The 20,013-nt window shown below is 38.8% G+C and carries 18 protein-coding genes; 9 read left to right on the top strand and 9 right to left on the bottom strand.

Translation table 11 applies throughout. The features are described 5' to 3' along the window. Positions 1-4 precede the first annotated feature (4 nt). Positions 5-1,018 (bottom strand): putative solute-binding protein, encoded by a 1,014-nt coding sequence (locus C502_RS0116410; RefSeq protein WP_018679876.1) that lies wholly within the window; start codon positions 1,016-1,018, stop codon positions 5-7. Positions 1,019-1,072: 54 nt separating this feature from the next. Further along, positions 1,073-2,080 (bottom strand): putative solute-binding protein, encoded by a 1,008-nt coding sequence (locus C502_RS0116405; protein WP_018679875.1) that lies wholly within the window; start codon positions 2,078-2,080, stop codon positions 1,073-1,075. A gap of 211 nt (positions 2,081-2,291) precedes the next feature. Between C502_RS0116405 and C502_RS0116400 the strand changes: the two genes are divergently transcribed. Both C502_RS0116400 and C502_RS0116395 read left to right on the top strand, forming a co-directional pair. Continuing rightward, the gene (locus C502_RS0116400) at positions 2,292-4,220 is read left to right on the top strand and encodes an ATP-binding cassette domain-containing protein (protein ID WP_018679874.1); all 1,929 of its coding nucleotides are present in this window, start codon (positions 2,292-2,294) and stop codon (positions 4,218-4,220) included. Positions 4,221-4,533: 313 nt separating this feature from the next. After that, complete coding sequence (locus tag C502_RS0116395; protein ID WP_018679873.1) at positions 4,534-5,091, top strand: VTT domain-containing protein; 558 nt, start codon at positions 4,534-4,536, stop codon at positions 5,089-5,091. A gap of 110 nt (positions 5,092-5,201) precedes the next feature. Here C502_RS0116395 and cybC read toward each other — a convergent pair whose 3' ends face one another. The 5 genes from cybC to dnaA all read right to left on the bottom strand — a co-directional run bounded on the left by cybC (position 5,202) and on the right by dnaA (position 11,872). Then, on the bottom strand, positions 5,202-5,588 hold the full coding sequence (cybC, locus tag C502_RS0116390) for a cytochrome b562 (protein ID WP_018679872.1): 387 nt from the start codon (positions 5,586-5,588) through the stop codon (positions 5,202-5,204). A gap of 35 nt (positions 5,589-5,623) precedes the next feature. Next, on the bottom strand, positions 5,624-8,092 hold the full coding sequence (gene gyrB / locus C502_RS0116385; protein WP_018679871.1) for a DNA topoisomerase (ATP-hydrolyzing) subunit B: 2,469 nt from the start codon (positions 8,090-8,092) through the stop codon (positions 5,624-5,626). Between the two features lie 48 nt (positions 8,093-8,140). Next, complete coding sequence (gene recF / locus C502_RS0116380; protein WP_023274688.1) at positions 8,141-9,223, bottom strand: DNA replication/repair protein RecF; 1,083 nt, start codon at positions 9,221-9,223, stop codon at positions 8,141-8,143. 15 nt (positions 9,224-9,238) lie between these two features. Further along, positions 9,239-10,387: a DNA polymerase III subunit beta gene (gene dnaN / locus C502_RS0116375; RefSeq protein WP_018679869.1), complete on the bottom strand. Its 1,149-nt coding sequence runs from the start codon at positions 10,385-10,387 to the stop codon at positions 9,239-9,241. Positions 10,388-10,477: 90 nt separating this feature from the next. After that, complete coding sequence (gene dnaA / locus C502_RS0116370) at positions 10,478-11,872, bottom strand: chromosomal replication initiator protein DnaA (protein WP_018679868.1); 1,395 nt, start codon at positions 11,870-11,872, stop codon at positions 10,478-10,480. A gap of 658 nt (positions 11,873-12,530) precedes the next feature. Between dnaA and rpmH the strand changes: the two genes are divergently transcribed. The 6 genes from rpmH to C502_RS0116340 all read left to right on the top strand — a co-directional run bounded on the left by rpmH (position 12,531) and on the right by C502_RS0116340 (position 17,269). Further along, on the top strand, positions 12,531-12,665 hold the full coding sequence (gene rpmH, locus C502_RS0116365) for a 50S ribosomal protein L34 (RefSeq protein WP_000831329.1): 135 nt from the start codon (positions 12,531-12,533) through the stop codon (positions 12,663-12,665). A gap of 28 nt (positions 12,666-12,693) precedes the next feature. Next, positions 12,694-13,089, top strand: coding sequence for a ribonuclease P protein component (gene rnpA, locus C502_RS0116360; protein WP_018679867.1), 396 nt, complete (start codon positions 12,694-12,696; stop codon positions 13,087-13,089). A gap of 9 nt (positions 13,090-13,098) precedes the next feature. Then, positions 13,099-13,419 carry a membrane protein insertion efficiency factor YidD gene (gene yidD / locus C502_RS0116355; RefSeq protein WP_018679866.1) on the top strand — a complete coding sequence of 107 codons (321 nt, stop codon included), beginning with the start codon at positions 13,099-13,101 and terminating at the stop codon, positions 13,417-13,419. A gap of 5 nt (positions 13,420-13,424) precedes the next feature. After that, the gene (gene yidC / locus C502_RS0116350) at positions 13,425-15,194 is read left to right on the top strand and encodes a membrane protein insertase YidC (RefSeq protein ID WP_018679865.1); all 1,770 of its coding nucleotides are present in this window, start codon (positions 13,425-13,427) and stop codon (positions 15,192-15,194) included. Positions 15,195-15,310: 116 nt separating this feature from the next. After that, positions 15,311-16,666 carry a tRNA uridine-5-carboxymethylaminomethyl(34) synthesis GTPase MnmE gene (gene mnmE / locus C502_RS0116345; RefSeq protein WP_026315829.1) on the top strand — a complete coding sequence of 452 codons (1,356 nt, stop codon included), beginning with the start codon at positions 15,311-15,313 and terminating at the stop codon, positions 16,664-16,666. A 270-nt stretch (positions 16,667-16,936) separates the two neighbouring features. Next, complete coding sequence (locus C502_RS0116340) at positions 16,937-17,269, top strand: hypothetical protein (protein WP_018679863.1); 333 nt, start codon at positions 16,937-16,939, stop codon at positions 17,267-17,269. Between the two features lie 81 nt (positions 17,270-17,350). On the opposite strand, the gene C502_RS0116335 is transcribed toward C502_RS0116340, so the two are convergent. After that, positions 17,351-18,523: a PilT/PilU family type 4a pilus ATPase gene (locus C502_RS0116335; protein WP_018679862.1), complete on the bottom strand. Its 1,173-nt coding sequence runs from the start codon at positions 18,521-18,523 to the stop codon at positions 17,351-17,353. Between the two features lie 440 nt (positions 18,524-18,963). Between C502_RS0116335 and C502_RS0116330 the strand changes: the two genes are divergently transcribed. Beyond that, positions 18,964-19,662, top strand: a complete 699-nt coding sequence (locus C502_RS0116330) for a DsbC family protein (protein ID WP_023274687.1) — start codon at positions 18,964-18,966, stop codon at positions 19,660-19,662. A 54-nt stretch (positions 19,663-19,716) separates the two neighbouring features. On the opposite strand, the gene C502_RS0116325 is transcribed toward C502_RS0116330, so the two are convergent. Continuing rightward, a complete protein-coding gene (locus tag C502_RS0116325; protein ID WP_018679860.1) occupies positions 19,717-19,968 on the bottom strand; it encodes a GlsB/YeaQ/YmgE family stress response membrane protein in 252 nt (83 codons plus the stop codon). Positions 19,969-20,013 lie beyond the last annotated feature (45 nt).

Below are 20,013 nucleotides of genomic sequence, written 5' to 3'. Positions count from 1 at the left end.
TAAGTTATTCACCACCTAAAGAACATTCAAAACTTGTTCTTTCCACGGTACAACGTGCTCGCTTTAAGACACTCATCATGATTGGATCATAAACTCCTTGCTTAGTTAATCGAATACGCCCATCTCTAAGAATTTTTTGATAACGGACTTCATCTTCTTTTGGAAGATTTAACTTATATTTTGTTGGTATGGCATTTTCTAGTCGCTTTACCAATGCAAAACTTCTTGGTAGTTGTTGTATAAACCACTCTCGTGATTGCAGACCAAAGTTTGTAGGGAACTTCTCTGGGCGAATAATCAAATCACCTGTAATATTAACCACTGGAAATGAAAACATCGCACCACCTTTTGCAATCCCTCGTTCAATTTCTAAAGGCTTAAATGCATAAGCTGGCGAAGCAATCACATCGACTTGGTTACTATTAAATTTCTTAACGAAATCTGAGATTTCAGAGGGTATAGCGACCATTTCTAAGCTGTCAACAATCTCTTTTTGTGCAATATCGTATTGTAAGTAAGCAAATTTTTTACCCTTTGCTTTTTCGATGGTATTCAGATTTTTATCATGTACAAAGACATAAGCTAAACCAAATTGTAAAATACCTGCAACTTCATAATTCTGATTATCAACATTCGCTAACAAGCGGCGTTTATTTCGCTTATCTAAAGCAAAGCTAATCGCCTTTTGCGCAACATGATTACTAGTTACACCGCCAATTGCATCAATCGACCCTGCAAAACGATTATACTTACGAGCACGCATTGAAGTCATATAGACAGCATCACATTTACCTGACTCAAAATCATTTTGTGCTTTGGCTTCATCTTGATATGAGATCAAGCGAATATCTGCTTTCCATTCTTTTGCTGCAACAGCCCACTCTTCAGTAACTTTAAATGTCTCACCTGCTTTACCAAGTAAGTCAAATACACATACATTTTGTTTAGCCTGAACTTGGCTAGTTACACCCATACCCATGAATGCCAAACCCGCCAAAACAAACAACCCCTTTTTCATTTCATTTCCCTACAAAGAATCAAAGTATCAAACACACAAACAAAAATTAAAAAACTACTCTCCACCCAAAGTACATTCAAAATTGGTACGCTCCACCGTACAACGGGCACGCTTAAGCACATTCATCATACTGGCATCGTAAATACCACGTTTAGTTAACCCAATCCGAGCTTCACGCAAAATCTGCTGGTAACGTATTTTGTCTTCATTGTTCAGATTGATTTTGTATTTCGCTGGTAGTTCATTCTCAATTTTTTGAATTAATGCAAAATTATTATTCAAACGATTCAAAAACCATGTTCTCGAATTTTGACCAAAGTTACTGGAAAATTTTTCTGGGCGAATAATCAAATCCATGGTCATATTGACCGCTGGAAAGGTGATAATTGCACCGTCATTTCCCAAACCTTTATATAATTCTAATGGCTTATAAGCATAAGCAGGTGCAGCCATAATATCGGCTTGACCATGATTAAATTTCTGAGCAATGTCAGAAATATCAGAAAGCACGGCCTGTCCACCCAGACTTTTTACAACAATTTTTTGTGCTTCGTCATATGCGAGAACAGCGAATTTCTTACCTTTGATTTGCTCAATGGTATTCATTTTTTTATCTTTAACAAAAATATAAGCTAAACCGATTTGCGAAATCCCAACAACCTCATAGACCTGATGACCAACCGTACTGGTCAAACGGCGTTGATTACGTTGATCCAAAGCAAAACTAATTGCTTTTTGTGCAATCGCATAACTCGGTACAGCGCCAATGGCATCGACAGAGCCTGCAAATTTATTATAACGACGTGCACGCATGGAGGTCATGTATACGCCATCGCATTTGCCTTGCTCAAAATCGTTGTCAGCTTGCGCTTCACTTTGATAACTTACTAAACGAACGTCAGCACGCCATGTTTTAGCGGTAAGTGCCCATTCCTCCATAACCTTATAGGCTTCACCTGATTTACCCAATAAATCAAAAACACAAATGGTCGTTGAAGCATTCGCTTGGGTGTTTACACCCAAAAGTAGCATCACTCCTAATGCAAGAATTCCATTCTTCATTCATAATCCTATTTCTATATTTCTAGTCTTGTTACTTATTTTTTCATATAAACTAAATAATAATCTGATTTGAATGACAAAAGTAGAGCTTTTACTCTATTTTTTATTGATTGAATGACTTAACTTGATCAGTTTGATCTGTAATATAAAAATTTGCATTCATGAGCGATCACCTTAAAATGCAGCTATCTCTTTGCGACCTTGCAGACTCATGATTCAATTTGACCAAGTTTCTTTACGCCGTGGTGGGCGAGTCCTATTTCAAAAAGCCTCTATGCAGCTTCATCCAGGTTGGAAAATTGGTCTTACTGGGGTCAATGGTGCAGGCAAATCAACACTCTTTTCAGCTTTCTTAGGTGGCTTGGTTGCTGATGAAGGCAATCTAACTCGCCCTGCGGTATGGACTGTGGCGCACATGGCACAAGAAATCAAAGCCTTAGAAATGCCAGCAATTGATTTTGTTTTATCAGGCGATGAAGAGTATTGGGACATTCAAGAAAAATTAGCCCACCCAGATCAGCTAAGTAATGATGATTTGGCTAGATTGCATGGTCGCTTTGATGAAATCCACGGCTATGCTGCACCCGCAAAAGCTGCTCAACTAATGGCAGGTTTAGGCTTTCTTGATTATCAAATCCGTTTAAATGTCGCAAGCTTCTCAGGTGGTTGGCGGATGCGTTTAAACTTAGCACGTACCTTGATGAGCCGTTCAGATCTTCTGTTACTGGATGAACCGACTAACCATTTGGATTTAGATGCGATCTTATGGTTAGAAGATTGGCTCAAAGCCTATGAAGGAACCTTAGTCCTCATTTCGCATGATCGTGACTTTTTAGATGCGATTACCGACCATATTCTACATATCGAAAATCAAGAGTTAACCTTATATACAGGGAACTACTCGACCTTTGAAACCACTCGTGCAGAGCGTTTGGCACAACAACAACAAGCTTATGAAAAGCAACTCGAAACACGCGCACATATTCAAAAATATATTGACCGCTTTAAAGCCCAAGCCACCAAAGCACGCCAAGCACAAAGCCGTATTAAACAGCTTGAACGGATGCAGCAACTTGCACCTGCTCATGTCGACACCCCCTTTACCTTTAGTTTTCGTGAACCTACTAAAATGAGTTCACCACTCCTCAGTCTAGATGCAGCTACGATTGGTTATGGTGACAAAATAATTGCAGAAAAGATTCGTCTGCAAATCACACCAAGTTCACGCATTGGCTTATTAGGGATGAATGGCGCAGGTAAATCCACACTCATCAAAACTTTGGTTGGGGATTTACCTCTGCTCGCAGGTGAACGAAAAGCCTCTGAACTATTAAATATTGGCTACTTCGCTCAGCATCAAATGGATGCCTTAGATGCCAATGCCAGCCCTATGCTACAGCTGGCTCGCATAGCAGATCGAAAAATTAGTGAAGCTACTTTACGGTCATTTTTAGGTAGTTTTGGTTTTAGTGGCGAACGTATGGATACGCCATGTGAAAGTTTCTCAGGCGGTGAACGTGCCCGTTTAGCTTTAGCCCTCATCGTATGGCAACGTCCAAATGTACTCATTCTAGATGAACCCACCAACCATTTAGACTTAGATATGCGCCATGCGCTCAGTATGGCACTGCAAGACTTCGATGGTGCTGTGGTATTGGTTTCACACGAACGCCAATTGATTGCCAGTGTATGTGATGACTTACTTTTGGTTCATGCAGGTCAATGCACTGAATTTGAGGGTGATTTACAAGACTATGCGAAATGGTTACGTGAAGCACGCCAACAACAAATCAATGCACAAAATACACAACAGCAGCAAACAGCAAGTCCTCAAACCTCGGCAACAAAAGTAGACAAAGAAGCTCAACGTAAAGAAGCTGCACGTCGCCGTGAATTAACCCGACCAATCCGTAAAAACATTGAGAAAGTTGAAGCACACATTGAGAAAGTTCAGCCTCGCTTAGCCACTATTGAACATGCTTTGGCAGACAGTGCTTTATACGAAGCCAATCGAAAAGATGATCTAATGAAACTCATGGATGAACAAAATGAGCTTAAAGTAAAGTTAGAACAGCATGAAGAGCAATTATTAGAACTCATGATGGAACTCGAAGAGCTAGAAAGTTCTTTCGAAGTCTAAAAAGAAATGCCTAATTCTATCTCAATGATGAATTAGGCATTATCTCATCACAGAGGAAAAGACCACCTTACAGTTTTCTAAGATACTAAAAAATACTAAGAATCCTGCTAAAAATGTCATGATTCCGCCAATCATTTCAGATAAGGTTAAAATTGGAATTTTCTCATAAAATTGAGCTTTAGGTTCAGGCTAGATATACTCAACCCTATCATTTTAAAGTTATTACTTTTGAATGCGTGCTGAGAACTAGCTTTATTTTATATTTTTGTACTTCAATTTGATGAGTACTCTATTTTGGGATCATACAAACTGAATGAATTCGTTAGATTTTATTTTAAATTTTGAACAGGTTCTTCCCATCTTAATTCAAGAATATGGCTTATGGATTTATGTGATCCTCTTTTTGATTATTTTTTCAGAAACTGCCTTTGTCTTTATGTTCTTTCTACCTGGTGATAGTCTTCTACTCACCGTTGGCGCTCTATGTTCTGTAATCGAGATTATGCATCTAGGCTATATCATCAGCTTACTTTTTATGGCTGCTGCTTTAGGCTATATGGTGAATTATCATATCGGTCGTCATTTTGGTGATCGTATTTTTAAGATGGAATCTCGATTTATCAAACAAGAATATCTAAAAAAAACCAACACATTTTTCTTAAAACATGGCGGAAAAACCATTTTATTGGCCCGATTTATTCCATTTGCTCGCTCATTTGCCCCCTTAGCAGCAGGCTCAAGCAATATGAATTATACGCATTTTGTGATTTACAATATTTTGGGTGCACTATTGTGGATTAGTGTATTGGTTACTGCGGGCTATTTATTTGGACATGCACTCATTCAAGTCGGCGATTTAGTCGATAAATAAAAAACCAGTGATGTTCCACGTGAAACAAAACATTTAGAAAAAAAACAAGGCGATGGGTTGAGACCCATCGCCTTATTCATGACGTATAATCATGTATCTAAACAATAAATTTACTTAAATTTCTTATGATTTTCATCCCGAATTGTAAGTAGATTCTTTGCTTCATTTTTTGCTTGATCTAGCTGATTTGCTTGAACAAGTGTTGCTGTTTTATCAATTTCTGCAATTAAAGCATCTAGACCAGCCTGATACCCAACGACCTGAACATCATCTTTTGCCAAAGATTTAAGCTTATTTGGAACAGACTGTTTAGCATCATTCGCTGCAAACTTCATTGCATCCAACGACTTTAAGGCATCTGATGTATTTTCAGATTTATGGAAGGCTTTATAGTTTTTAGCTAAAGCCCACATATCTGTGTCTAAATCAGCTGCCATCGTATTTTGAGTCAGGATAGCAGCACCACTGATCAGCAAACTAATTATCAGTTTTTTCATTTATTCCATCCCTAGAAATTAATGCTCAATCTTAATTAAGCATCAATATCTGCATTCAATGCATTTTCTTCAATGAATGCTCGACGTGGCTCGACATCATCACCCATTAAACATGAGAACATACGGTCTGCTTCAATCGCATCATCAATCGTCACTTGTAACATATGACGATTTTCAGGATCCATTGTGGTCTCCCAAAGTTGGTCAGCATTCATCTCACCCAAACCTTTATAGCGTTGGATCATCATGCCACGACGTGAGTCTTGCAAAATATGTTGCCATACTTGATGAAAGCTATTGACCTGAATACGACGCTCACCTTTCTGTAAGTATGCCCCTTCTTCAAGCAATTTAAACCAACTCTTCGAGTTTTTCAGCAAACGCGCATATTCAGCAGAATTTAATAATCCAGCATCTAATAAATATGAATGCGGCAAATTATGTACATACACTGTGACACGTGGCCAGTAATGTGCAGATTTTTCACCTTGCGCATTTTCACGCTCAAAGGCTTCCAAGCTAATTTCTGGACGTAAACTTGGCTGTAATTTCTCAATCGCAACACGTAATTGCTCTGCCCAAGTTTCAACATAGTCACGTTCATGATTATGATCGGTTTTGAGTGCATCTAACTCTAACAACCCATCAAGCAAGCTTGCAGGATAACGTTGGGTTAAGCGTTGTAAGCTCTTTTGTGAGACTTGATAATCTGCAATCACTTTCGCCAAAGCTTCGCCAGTAATTGCTGGTGCATCAGCACTGATATGCAATGAAAGCTCATCAATCGCATTGGAAATAAGGAAAGTTTCCAGTGCATCATTGTCTTTCATGTACTGCTCATGCTTGCCTTTCTTCAACTTGTACAATGGTGGTTGCGCGATATAAATATAGCCACGCTCGACCAACTCAGGCATTTGGCGGAAGAAAAAAGTCAATAACAAGGTACGAATATGTGAACCATCCACGTCCGCATCGGTCATGATAATGATTTTGTGATAACGCAATTTGTCTGGATTATATTCTTCACGACCAATACCACAGCCCAAAGCGGTAATTAAAGTACCGACCTCTTGGCTTGAAATCATCTTGTCAAAACGCGCACGCTCAACGTTCAGGATTTTACCTTTCAATGGTAAAATTGCCTGCATTTTACGGTTACGCCCTTGTTTCGCACTACCACCCGCAGAGTCACCCTCGACTAGATACAGTTCAGATAATGCAGGATCTTTTTCCTGACAGTCCGCCAATTTACCCGGTAAACCTGCGATGTCTAATGCACTTTTACGACGTGTCATTTCACGTGCTTTACGTGCCGCATCACGCGCACGTGCTGCATCAATGATCTTGCCTGCAATTGATTTAGCAGCTTGCGGATTTTCGAGCAAATAAGCAGAAAACTCTTTGTTCATTGCCTGCTCTACCGCAGGTTTAACTTCACTTGAAACCAGTTTTTCTTTGGTTTGCGATGAGAATTTTGGATCTGGCACTTTCACTGAAATAATTGCAGTTAAGCCTTCACGCGCATCATCACCTGTAACAGCAACTTTTTCTTTCTTTAAAATATTTTCACTTTCAAGATACTGGTTCAAACCACGGGTTAACGCCGCACGAAAACCTGCAAGGTGTGTACCACCATCTTTTTGTGGAATATTGTTGGTAAAACAACGAACATTTTCTTGATAGCTTTCATTCCATTGCAATGCAACTTCAACGGCAATACCACTATCCGTATCCGCAGTAAAATGGAAAATATCATTTAAATGAGTTTTACCTTCGTTAATATATTTAACGAACTCAGATAAGCCGCCTTCATACGCATAGATATGTTCAAAATTGATACGTTCATCACGCAATACAATTTTCACACCCGCATTCAGGAAAGATAACTCACGCAGACGACGAGCTAAAATATCTACATTGAAAATCGTTTGGCTAAATGTGAGTTCACTTGGCCAGAAACGTACAACGGTACCTGTGCGATCTGTTTCTCCAACGACTTTTAAAGGATATTGCGGATCACCATGTTGGTATTCTTGCTCGTGCATTTGACCAGCACGATAAATCGTCAACTGTAATTTTTTTGACAAGGCATTTACAACAGAAACACCTACGCCGTGTAAACCACCAGAGACTTTATAACTGTTGTCATCAAACTTACCACCCGCATGTAGGATGGTTAAAATCACTTCTGCCGCAGACACCCCTTCTTCAGGATGAATGTCCGTTGGAATACCACGACCGTTATCAGAAACGCTGACTGATTCATCTTCGTGAATCGTCACTAAGATTTCGTCACAATGACCTGCTAAGGCTTCATCGATGGCGTTATCCACCACCTCAAATACCATGTGATGTAAACCTGTCCCATCATCAGTGTCGCCGATATACATCCCAGGACGTTTACGAACCGCATCTAATCCACGTAATACTTTGATACTAGAGGAATCATAAGCCTTTTCATTTGTTTGTTCTGTTTGAGAGACTGATTGAGACTCTGAACTCATGGTTACTCCCTAGTAAATATTGATCTATCCAAAAATGAGGAAATAAAATTATGGTGCAGCAAGACTGACTTGACCGTGAACAACATGGAACAATTGAAAAGAAATCGACAAATCATGTAAGTGTTTTAATACCGACGCATGGTCTAAGGTTGTCATAAAAACTTGACTTCCTAATTGACTCAGTCGCTCAATTAAACGTTGTTGTGCAGCTAGATCTAATTCTGCTGTCAGATCATCTAATAATACCACAGTTTCCTTGTTACTCGCATGCAGCATTGCAATTTGTGACAGTTTTAATGCCATGATTAACAACTTTTTTTGTCCACGAGACAACACATCATCCGCATTGCCAAAAGGTGTTTTTAAACGTAAATCTGCCCGATGTGGCCCATACTCGGTATAACGTCGATCTAGGTCTTTTTGATGCTGCTGGACTAAATCTTGAAATAAACCTTGCTCGGTATGAAAACCCGGATTGTATTCCAGTTCAATCTCAAGGTTTGGCAACAATTTTTGTAAATCTTCAAGAAAAAACTGGTTCCATTGCTCAACAATTCCCATTCGTTGCGAGTGCAAAATTTCACCATAATCACTCAACATCTTGTTCCACGGCTCTAAATCAACCAAAGTTAGGTGACGTCGTGTTTTCAATAAACTATTACGCTGTTTCAATGCACGCGAATAATATTGCCATGCAAAATAAAACTCAGGTTCCACGTGGAACATCAACCAATCGAGCAACTGTCTGCGAGGTTTAGCACCATGGTCAATAATATCGGTACTTTGTGGATCAATGTGCTGTAATGGCAATAGTTTTGCCAATTGCCCTTGCGTTGCAATCGTGTCGCCATTGACCTTAATCAGTTGCTCACCTGATATCAGTTTTTGCATACCAATACGCTCATGTGCGGATTGTGCAAATACAATCGCATCACTCGCCTCGTACTGAATATAATGTTTTGGAATATGAGTGCGAAATGATCGCCCTGTTGCTAACAAATGAATGGCTTCTAAAATTGACGTTTTACCAGAACCATTTGCCCCATAAAAAATATTAAACGGTTGCAACTCACTGAGTGCAACCGTTTGTAAGTTACGTACACGCTCGATATTTAAACGCGTAATTTGCATCATTAGAAGCCCGAATTAAACTCGCATCGGCATGACCACATAGGTTTGATCTGGATGCTCAGGGTCTTGTACAAGAACAGACTGATTTGCTTCAGACATACTCATTTTTACATCATCACCATCAAGCACACCTAAGACTTCAAGGATATATTGCGCATTAAATGACATCTCTAATGGTGCATCTTGATATTGAATCGCAATATCTTCAACGGCTTCATCTTGCTCAGGGTTATTCGCACGCAATTGCAATGAATCTTGGTTAAAATTCAAAAATACGCCACGTAATTTCTCATTACTCAAAATCGCGACACGTTGCAAAGATTGTTTAAAGACATAATGTGCGATCAAGACGTGTTTATCGCCACCTTTTGGAATAACACGGCGATAATCTGGGAATTTCCCATCAATTAATTTAGTGGTAAAGCGAACGGTAATATCACCTTGCTCTTTGTCACGGCTTGGCGTATTGATCGTCACGTTTAACAATTCACGACCAATCAACAAGGTCAATTGTTCATCTTCAATACTGAGTAAACGCTGTAATTCACCTACTGCTTTACGAGGAACAATCGCTTGAATTGATGCAGAAGCTGTTGATGAAGCCGATACTTCACATAAAGCCAAACGATGGCCATCTGTTGTGACTGTACGTAATTGATTTTGATCAATTTCGAGTAAAGTACCTGTCAAATAAAAACGTACGTCTTGCACGGCCATTGCAAAGGCTGTTTTTTCAAATAAACGTTTTAATTCACGTTGCGTGACTTGAACTTGCGTACCTTGACTATTTTCAGTAGTTAACAAAGGATAATCTTCAGCAGGCAGCGTACCTAAGACAAAACGGCTATTGCCTGATTTTAAAATACAGCGCTGATCTTCTGTAATTTGTAAATCAATAAGTGCAGCCGTTGGAAGAGATTTACAAATCTCGACGAGTTTTCGTGCAGGAACCGTGGTTTCACCTGCTTGTAAACAAGCCCCTTCGATTAAGGTTGTGCTTGCAACCAATTCAACTTCTAAATCTGAACCTGTAATGGTGAGTGCATGTTGAGTGGTTTGAATTTTAACATTTGAAAGAATATTCAAAGTATGACGGCGCTCAACAGCCCCCACGACATGTGATAAAACATTGAGTAAACTTTCTTTAGCGATTTTCAAACGCACGATTTATTCCTCTTAACAACAGAAGCCGATATGAATGTTAGCAGTGTACTATGCTGCACTTAAAAGCAGTTTGCAACTCTGAAAAATAGATTAACTTTGTAACAGACGAAGTAAGTTTTTATAGTCTTCATTAAAAATTGGGTCTTCTTCCCGCAAACTCATCACTTTTTCACAAGCATGCATCACGGTACTATGGTCACGACCACCAAATGCCATCCCAATTTCAGGGAAACTATCCCCTGTCAGTTCACGCGCCAAGCCCATTGCAAGTTGACGTGGGCGTGCATAAATACGGGTACGTTTTGGACCAACCAATTCTTTGAGTGGGATACGAAAATATTCACTCACCACACGCTGAATATTTTCTACGCTAATGGTACGCGCACGAATAGCAAGTACATCTTTTAAAGATTCACGCACCACATCAAGATCAATCACCGTACCTTTGAAACGAGAAATTGCAACAACTTTATTCAGCGCACCTTCAAGTTCACGAACGTTCGCAACTACTTGTTGTGCAATAAATAAAGCACAGTTTCTAGGTAAATCAACACCACTATTTTCAGCTTTTTTCAGCAAAATCTCGATCCGTGTTTCAATATCTGGTGGTTCAACCCCAACAGATAAGCCCCATGAAAAACGAGAGACTAAACGCGGATCAAGTTCAGTTAATTCTTTTGGATAACGGTCAGATGTTAAAATAATTTGTTTAGATTCATCGAGTAAAGCATTAAAAGTATAGAAAAACTCGACCAAACTCGCCTCTTTACCTGCGAGTAAATGAATATCATCCACCAATAGCAAATCTAAAGAACGGCAGTTTTTCTTAAATTCTTCCACCTTCCCCTTCTGTAATGAACTAACAAAGTCTTGGACAAAACTCTCTGAAGTCATATACATCACACGCGCATTTGGTTTGGCTTGTAATAAAGCATTACCGACTGCTTGCATTAAATGTGTTTTACCTAAACCTGTTGGGCCATATAAAAACAAAGGATTGTGTTGAGATGCGCCTAATTGCGTTAACACTTTACGGCAAGTTTCAGCCGCCATTTGGTTGGAACGACCTTCCACAAACAAAGAAAATGTAAACAGAGGATTTAATTGTCTTTTTTTCGGTATTTTGGTGACATTCTGGCTTGGTTGCACCAAATCTGAATCTTTTTTAACTTTGGTAGGTACAGAAACTGGCGTATTTAAAGCAGCTGTCGTTGTTGCTGGTTGTTCACTAGAAGATAAGATCGTTCCAGGACGAGAATCGACTAAAATCTCAACTTGACGTACTCGACCTTCAGAAAGTTGTTCAGCAAGAATTGAAATCAACTCTAGATGGTTATCTTGAATATAACGTGTCCAATAAGGGTTAGGTGCGTATAAACGCATGACTCCATCAACCTCTTCGGCAACCAAAGGACGAATCCACATCGCAAAGACGTTATCAGAGAGCTCTTGTCGCAAGCGAGTTAAGCAGTCTGTCCAAAGCATGTGCATCCCCTAATCCATCCATTTAAATTCAAAAATAAAAAACCAACACCCTATTTTTCAAAGGGGTCGCCATTCTAACCAAGTTATCCACATCTGTCAGGCAAATTTATGAGACTTTTGCCGAAAAAGAAAGCATTCGTTTTTAAATTTAAATTCAAACCACATGTGCATAACTTTTCGCACAAGCTGTGGATATTTTCAAACACAAAGTTATCCACAATTTATAAAATCAATAAAAACATGGTTATCCACATGATAAGCTATTGTTTATTTAAATAAAAACACGGGTTTCCACAGAATAAATCAACACTAATAATAATAAATTTAAATTTTAAAATTTGAATTTACTTATAAGACTTGTGGGATTTGTGGATAAGTGAGCATATTTAAATTTAAAATCCAAGAATTAAATTTATAACTGGAATCAAATTGTTGATAAGCTTGTTTGTAAACTGTGAATATATATGAATATTGATATAATTTAAATAGATAGCTTGTGTATATTTTTTGTTTTCAATAAAAGCACTTGATCATCTGTTGCTTTCTTGCTTCAAAACAACACAAACAAAATGTAAAGTTTTTGATTTTTCATTGACAGAGTAGACATTGCGCAATAAAATCGCGGACCTTTATAGAAAGATCATTTTGGAGTTTCGAAATGAAACGTACTTTCCAACCATCTGAATTAAAGCGTAAACGCGTTCATGGTTTCCGCGCTCGTATGGCTACTAAAGCAGGTCGTCAAGTTTTAGCTCGTCGTCGTGCGAAAGGTCGTCACAGCTTAACTGTTTAATTACGGTTAAGCCGACCAGACTTGGGTGATGGCACTTTACAGTTTCGGCACTGAATCTCGTATTCGTTGTGCTGCTGATTATAAAAGTGTATTTGATGGTGCGCTTTTTAAAGTGCACCAGCCCCATTTCCTTTTTTTAGCAAAATTAACCGAACAGCCTAATAGCCGTTTGGGTATTGTCGTTGCTAAAAAGAAAGTGCGCCGTGCACATGAACGAAATCGAATAAAACGTCTTGCTCGGGAGAGCTTCCGCTTGCATCAAGCGCAATTTAATGCGGATATTGATATTGTTGTGATGCCTAAAGTTGGTATAGACGCAATTTCAAATCAAGAATTACATCAACAATTAGATTTTGCTTGGCAGAAATTACAACGCTTAGCAAAAAAGCATTCCAAAGTTGTTGAAACATCCTCAAAAAATTAGAGATATCCAATGGTACGTTTACTACATTGGCTGATTAGATGTTACCAAATTGCAATTAGTCCATTATTGGGTCCTCGTTGTCGCTATATTCCCACTTGCTCGCAATATGCAATCGAAGCATTGCAAACCCACGGTACAGTCAAAGGTGTATGGTTATCAACCAAACGAGTTTGCCGTTGTCATCCTTGGGGTGGTTCAGGCTACGATCCAGTACCATGCAAAGCACTTCGTTTTATTTCGTTTCATCAAATAGATTCTCAAATGCATCACGTTGTTGTACCCTTTCGTGATCGTTTACTCCAGCAAAATCTCTCTAATTATTTGGGATAATAGATATGCAACAATGGGCCAGATTTGCAATTCTTGGAGCCATGTTTGTTACTGCATATTTGCTTATTTTGGCTTGGCAAAAAGATTATGGTCATGTAGCACCAGCGCCGCAACAACAAGCGGCTGTTGTAAGTGCACATGATGTATCTGCAGATTTGCCAAACGCTCAAAATGCAAATACAACAGCGGCTTCAGACGTGCCACAAGCAAATGTGACTGCATCACAATTACAAGCGACAGAAAATTCTGCTGTGAATCAGCAGCTTATTTCAGTAAAAACAGATCTTTATCATCTTTGGATCAATCCTAAAGGTGGTGATATTGTTCGTATTGAATTGTTGAGCCATGATGAAAGTAAAGACAGCGAAAAACCGTTTGTCATGTTGGAAAGTGATGCGAAACGTACCTACGTCGCTCAATCAGGTCTAATTGGTTTAAATGGACCTGATAGCAGCCGCAGTGGTCGACCAATGTATGATGTTGAGAAAACAGCATATACTTTGGCTGATGCAAAAAGTGTTACATCAAAAGATGGCAAGACACATCAAGTTTTGACTGTGCCATTGGTATTTAAAACACCAGAAGGTGTAGAAGTGATCAAATCGTTCACTTTTACTCAGGGTGACTATCCAATTACGGTTAAACATCAAGTCCTAAACCGAAGCCAGCAAAATTGGCAAGGTCAAATGTTTGGTCAGTTAAAGCGCGATAATTCAGATGATCCTGGTAAGTCTTCACAAGGTATTTTCACATTAGGAACTTATCTAGGTGGCGCATGGGGTGCACCAGACGCGCACTACAATAAGTTAAAGTTTAGTAACTTTAATGATGAGAAATTGAGTACTGAAGCAAAAGGTGGTTGGGTTGCTATCGTTCAGCATTATTTTGTAAGTGCTTGGATTCCAGGCACTCTAAAACTTACTCAAGCTGATGGTCAGCCTTATACTGCCAGGTTAGAATCGCGTCAGTCCGCTGATCATATGAATATTATGGGCTTTACTTCTCCAGTGATTAATGTACCTGCAGGTACCTCAATGGAAGTGGATGCTAAACTTTACGCGGGTCCAAAAGTTCAATCTGAATTAAAGGACTTGGCAGATGGCTTAAACCAAACAGTTGATTATGGTTGGTTATGGCCAATTGCTAAATTATTATTCTTAGGTTTGCAATTTTTCCATAACATTATTGGTAACTGGGGATGGTCAATTATCTTGTTGACGATCTTAGTGAAGCTGATTTTATGGCCACTTTCTGCTAAAAGCTATCGCTCAATGGCGAAAATGCGTGTAATAGCACCAGAAATGCAACGCATGAAAGAAGAATTCGGTGAAGACCGTATGCGTTTCTCTCAAGAAATGATGGCATTATATAAGCGCGAACAAGTTAATCCATTGTCGGGTTGCTTGCCATTATTATTGCAAATGCCGATCTTCTTAGCTTTGTATTGGGTATTAATGGAATCGGTTGAACTCCGTCATGCACCGTGGTTAGGTTGGATTCAAGACTTATCAGCAATGGATCCGTGGTTTATCTTGCCATTGATCATGGGTGTCACCATGTTTGTTCAGCAAATGCTGAATCCGCAACCGACTGATCCAATGCAGGCAAAAGTATTCCGTATCATGCCAATCATGTTCACAGTCTTCATGTTGTTCTTCCCTGCAGGCTTAGTGCTTTACTGGATCGTCAACAACAGTATCACGATTTTACAACAATGGTTTATCAATAAAGGTGTCGAAAAAGATCGCCTCAATAAGGTTGAGCCGAGCGCTTAAGTTCGAACTTTTACTGAATAAATCCGCTTAAGATGGTAATCTTAGGCGGATTTTTCTTTGGCTATCATTTAGGGTTTTTATTTAACATGACCCTATCATTTTTAGGTGAATTTAAGATGCAATATCAAACCACAATTGCTGCGATTGCTACTCCATTAGGTCGTGGTGGTGTGGGCGTGATTCGTCTCTCTGGACCTAAAGCCTATGAGATTGCTGAGCAATTGACCCAGAAAAGTCTTCCTGTGGCACGAATGGCAGGTTTCCGTCAGTTTTGTGATGCTGATGGTTCGGTGATGGATGAAGGGATCGTATTATGTTTCCCAAATCCACATTCATTTACGGGTGAAGATGTGGTGGAATTACAGGGGCATGGTGGCCCTGTGATTCAGAATGCCTTGTTGGCACGGTTGCTTGATTTGGGCGCAACGGCTGCAAAGGCAGGTGAATTTTCCATGCGTGCTTTTGAAAATGGCAAAATGGATTTGGTTCAAGCCGAAGCAATTGCTGATTTGATTGATGCGACTTCACAAGCGGCAGCACGTTCGGCGGTTCGCTCTTTGCAAGGTGCATTCTCAACTAAAATTAATACAGTTTTAGAAAAATTGATTCATTTGCGTTTGCATGTTGAAGCGGCGATTGATTTTCCAGAAGAGGAAATTGATTTTCTTGCTGATGGCAAGATTTTGGCTTTGTTGGATGATGTACAGGATTCAGTTCAAGCTGTGCAGCAGTCTGCACGCCAAGGACAGCTATTACGCGAAGGTTTACAGGTGGTGATTGCAGGTAAACCGAATGCTGGTAAATCTAGTCTGTTAAATACATTAGCGGGGCATGAGCGTGCGATCGTGACGGATATTGCAGGAACAACGCGTGACGTTTTACATGAAAAGATCAGTCTAAATGGTTTGCCGATTACTTTAACTGATACTGCGGGTTTGCGCGAAACGGGTGATCTTGTCGAGCAAGAAGGAATCCGTCGTGCCATCAAAGAAATTGAACAGGCAGATTTATTACTGTTGGTCTATGATTTAAATCAAGGTGATGAACCTTTGCAGTTAGCACAGCAATATTTTGCAGATCATCTTGAACCAAAGCGACTGCTGTTGATTGGTAATAAGTGTGATTTAACAGATCAGGTTGCGGAACTGAGCGATTATCAAGGTTTTCGTCATATCCGTGTCTCAGCAAAACAAGATATGGGTGTTCAGGCGCTCATAGATGCGATTACAGCGCATGCAGGCTTTCAACCTGAGGAAGACACCTTTATTGCAAGAACGCGCCATTTAGACGCAATGAAGCGCACTCAGTGCTATTTGTCGGAAGCTCGTGAGCAACTTGTAGTATTTAATGCAGGTGAACTGGTGGCTGAGTCCTTACGATTGGCTCAAAATGCATTAGGTGAAATCACGGGTGATTTTAGTGCCGATGATTTATTGGGTAAGATTTTTGGATCGTTCTGTATCGGAAAATAATTTTTCTGATAATATTTTTATTTAGAAGTTTATATGAGCATTAAGGATATTTTCTTAATGCTATTTTTCAGTAGTGTTTATTTATACATTTGATTTTATAGTAGGCTTGAAGTAAAAAAATATTTAAATTTTTTTACAATTAGTGAGTTTTATTAATTAATTTAACTTTTTCGCTCATATATTTTTAATTTATCTTGTGAAGATAATTTAATATAATTTAAACTGATTAATTAGAAATTGATTAAATTTTAGAAGATTAGGTTATATACCGTGAATTATTTTATTTTGGCTATATTTTATATATTTTCGACGTCTCTCTATGCTCAAACTGAAGTTTATCAATGCAATGATAAAGGTGCTGTCGTGTTCCAATCAAAGCCTTGTAAGGGTACAGGCAAAACTGTAGCAGAGAACTTAAAAGAAGAGAAAGAAGCTAAGGAACAGAAACTTGCTGAAATTCAAGCGAAAGAAAAACGTCTACAAGATCGATTGAAACAACAGCAGAAAAAAGAAGTTGGCTTTAAAGCATTTATTATAAATTTTAAGAATAAAATTGTTGGTTACTGGTATGCTTTAAAAAGGAAAGTTTCAATTGATTCTTAAAATATTGAATAGAATCATCTAGATTTTAATAATTTAAAAAAACAGCCTAGATAATTACTATTATCTAGGCTGTTTTAATGCTTAAACGCCTTGCATTTCTTGCTCTTCTTTTAACATGTTTAAAGATGTTTCAGTGCTAGCAGGAACACCTTCTTTGCGAGTACTTTTTAGTTTAATCTGTAAGCGCAATTCATTGAGTGAGTCAGCATTACGTAATGCCTCGTCATAACTAATTGCACCTTCATTATATAAATCAAATAAAGCCTGATCAAAAGTCTGCATACCTAATTCACGAGACTTGGTCATAATTTCTTTGAGATTATGGAATTGACCTTTCAGGATATTTTCTGCAATTAACGGTGTATTTAGTAAAATTTCTACCGCTGCACGACGACCGTGACCATCTTGAGTACGTACCAAACGTTGAGAAATAATGGCTTTCATATTGGATGAAAGATCCATTAGTAATTGATTGCGACGTTCATCTGGAAAGAAGTTGATGATTCGATCTAAGGCTTGGTTGGCATTGTTGGCGTGGAGCGTCCCTAAACACAGATGCCCTGTTTCAGCGAAAGCAATCGCATGTTCCATGGTTTCAGTATCACGGATTTCGCCGATCAGAATTACATCAGGTGCCTGACGCAAGGTGTTTTTTAAGGCATGGTGCCAAGTATGGCAATCTACACCTACTTCTCGGTGGGTAATCATTGATTTCTTATGCTTGTGTACATATTCCACGGGGTCTTCAACCGTAATAATATGCCCCGCCGAATTTTCATTACGATAATCAATCATTGCCGCCAATGAGGTTGATTTACCTGACCCCGTACTTCCAACGACTAATACTAAGCCACGCTTTTCCATCATGACATTTTTCAATGATTCTGGGAGTTTGAGCTTTTGGAAGGTTGGGATTTCTGATGTGATGGTTCGGATAACCATACCAATCTGAAGTTGTTGTTTGAATACATTGACACGGAAACGTGACACATCAGGAATGTTGATTGCGAAATTACATTCCCATTCATTTTCAAACTCTTGGCGTTGTTTTTCATTCATTAGGCTATATGCAAATAGCTTGGTTTTTTCTGCAGTTAAGATTTGCTGTCCCAACGGACGCATCAAACCTTGTAATTTTATACTCGGTGGAAAATCTGCTGTAATGAATAAATCTGAGCCGCCATATTCGACCACTTTGGTCAGCATATGAAACATAAACGTTTTAGCTTCTTCTAATAGTTCCGCATTATACATGGATATACCTAAATTTTAAGACAAGACTGAACACAGTCAGAGGATGTGAAGTTAAAAGTAATCATGCAAAGGAAAACATATCCTTATTTCATTTAAAATGAAGCCCCAAAAGTTCTGTAATTCATCTCTGTCTATTCAAGCATAATGAGAACACAGAAGTTGCCTTGCTGATTGTGCTTTAATTATTCCAAAAATAAACCAAACGATCTAGTTTGATTTTAATTTATGACATAAATATCAATATAGTGTGAGGATTTTTGTCATCTTTTTACCAAAAATAGTCTTTTTATCTGTGATGTGAATCTACCCTTAAAAAATCGGATGTTCCACGTGAAACATCGCAGTGCTTGGTTGGGTTTTGGTTGTTACTCGGTAAGCTAGGCGGTTTATCGGATCAAGCCTGATTACAATAGTGCTGATTTTTGAATTGAGTATCTGTCATGTTTATAAGAATTGGGATGTTTTCATTATTGAGTGGTTTGTCTGCGCTCAGTTTTGCAAATGTGGAAACCCTAAAAAATAATTTAAATCAGCAATATCCTAATATTCATGTGAGTAATATCCAAACGACAGAAATGACAGGTTTATACAGTGCAAGTTTAGATCAACAGATTATTTATTTGGATGAAACAGCTCAACATATGTTTATTGGTTCGATGGTTCGTTTAAAAGATCAAAAGAACCTGACCAAGGATTTGGTTCTAAAGCAAAATTCAATTGACTGGAAACAACTTCCTCTAAAAGATGCAATTAAAACTGTAAAAGGGAATGGTAAACAGCAGCTTACTATTTTTTCAGATCCGAATTGCCCATATTGTAAAAAATTAGAAGTTGAACTGGATAAGCTCAATGATGTCACGATTTACACCTTTATCTACCCTCTCAAGGCACAATCGCTTGCGGTGTCAAAACAAATTTGGTGTGATCCTAACCAAGCTTATGCTTGGAAAAATTTATTGCAAAAGAATGTACAGCCTAAAGAGAAAACTTGTGCTAATCCGATTGATCGCAATCTAGAATTAGGAAAGAAATTAGGCATAGAAGGAACGCCAACACTGATATTCGGAAATGGTTTGAAAATGGTTGGTGGGCGAAGTGCCGAAGAAATTCAGATGATTTGGAAGGAATTAGGACTCTAAATCAGAAAACTCCCAATCGATTGATTGCAATGGATTAGGAGTTTTCAGTTCGTTCTAGCTTTTTTTGGTGATTAATTTGTACATGAATAAAATAATCACCGCACCAATTACAGATGCAATAAAACCAGCAGCTGAGTTTTCACCATAGAATCCGAGTAAACGACCGCCATAAGTCGCAAGTAATGAGCCTGCAATCCCCAATAGCGTTGTCACAACAAAGCCTGCTTTATCTTCACCAGGATGTAATGCACGCGCAATCAAACCTGCAAAAAACCCCACCACAATCGCTACAATGAGAGACCACATTGCCTTTTCTCCTTGTTTTAACAATATATTTCGTACATCCTGCTA

It is taken from the genome of Acinetobacter tjernbergiae DSM 14971 = CIP 107465 (assembly GCF_000374425.1).
GTDB lineage: Bacteria > Pseudomonadota > Gammaproteobacteria > Pseudomonadales > Moraxellaceae > Acinetobacter > Acinetobacter tjernbergiae.
This window is presented reverse-complemented; position numbering and strand designations above follow the sequence as displayed.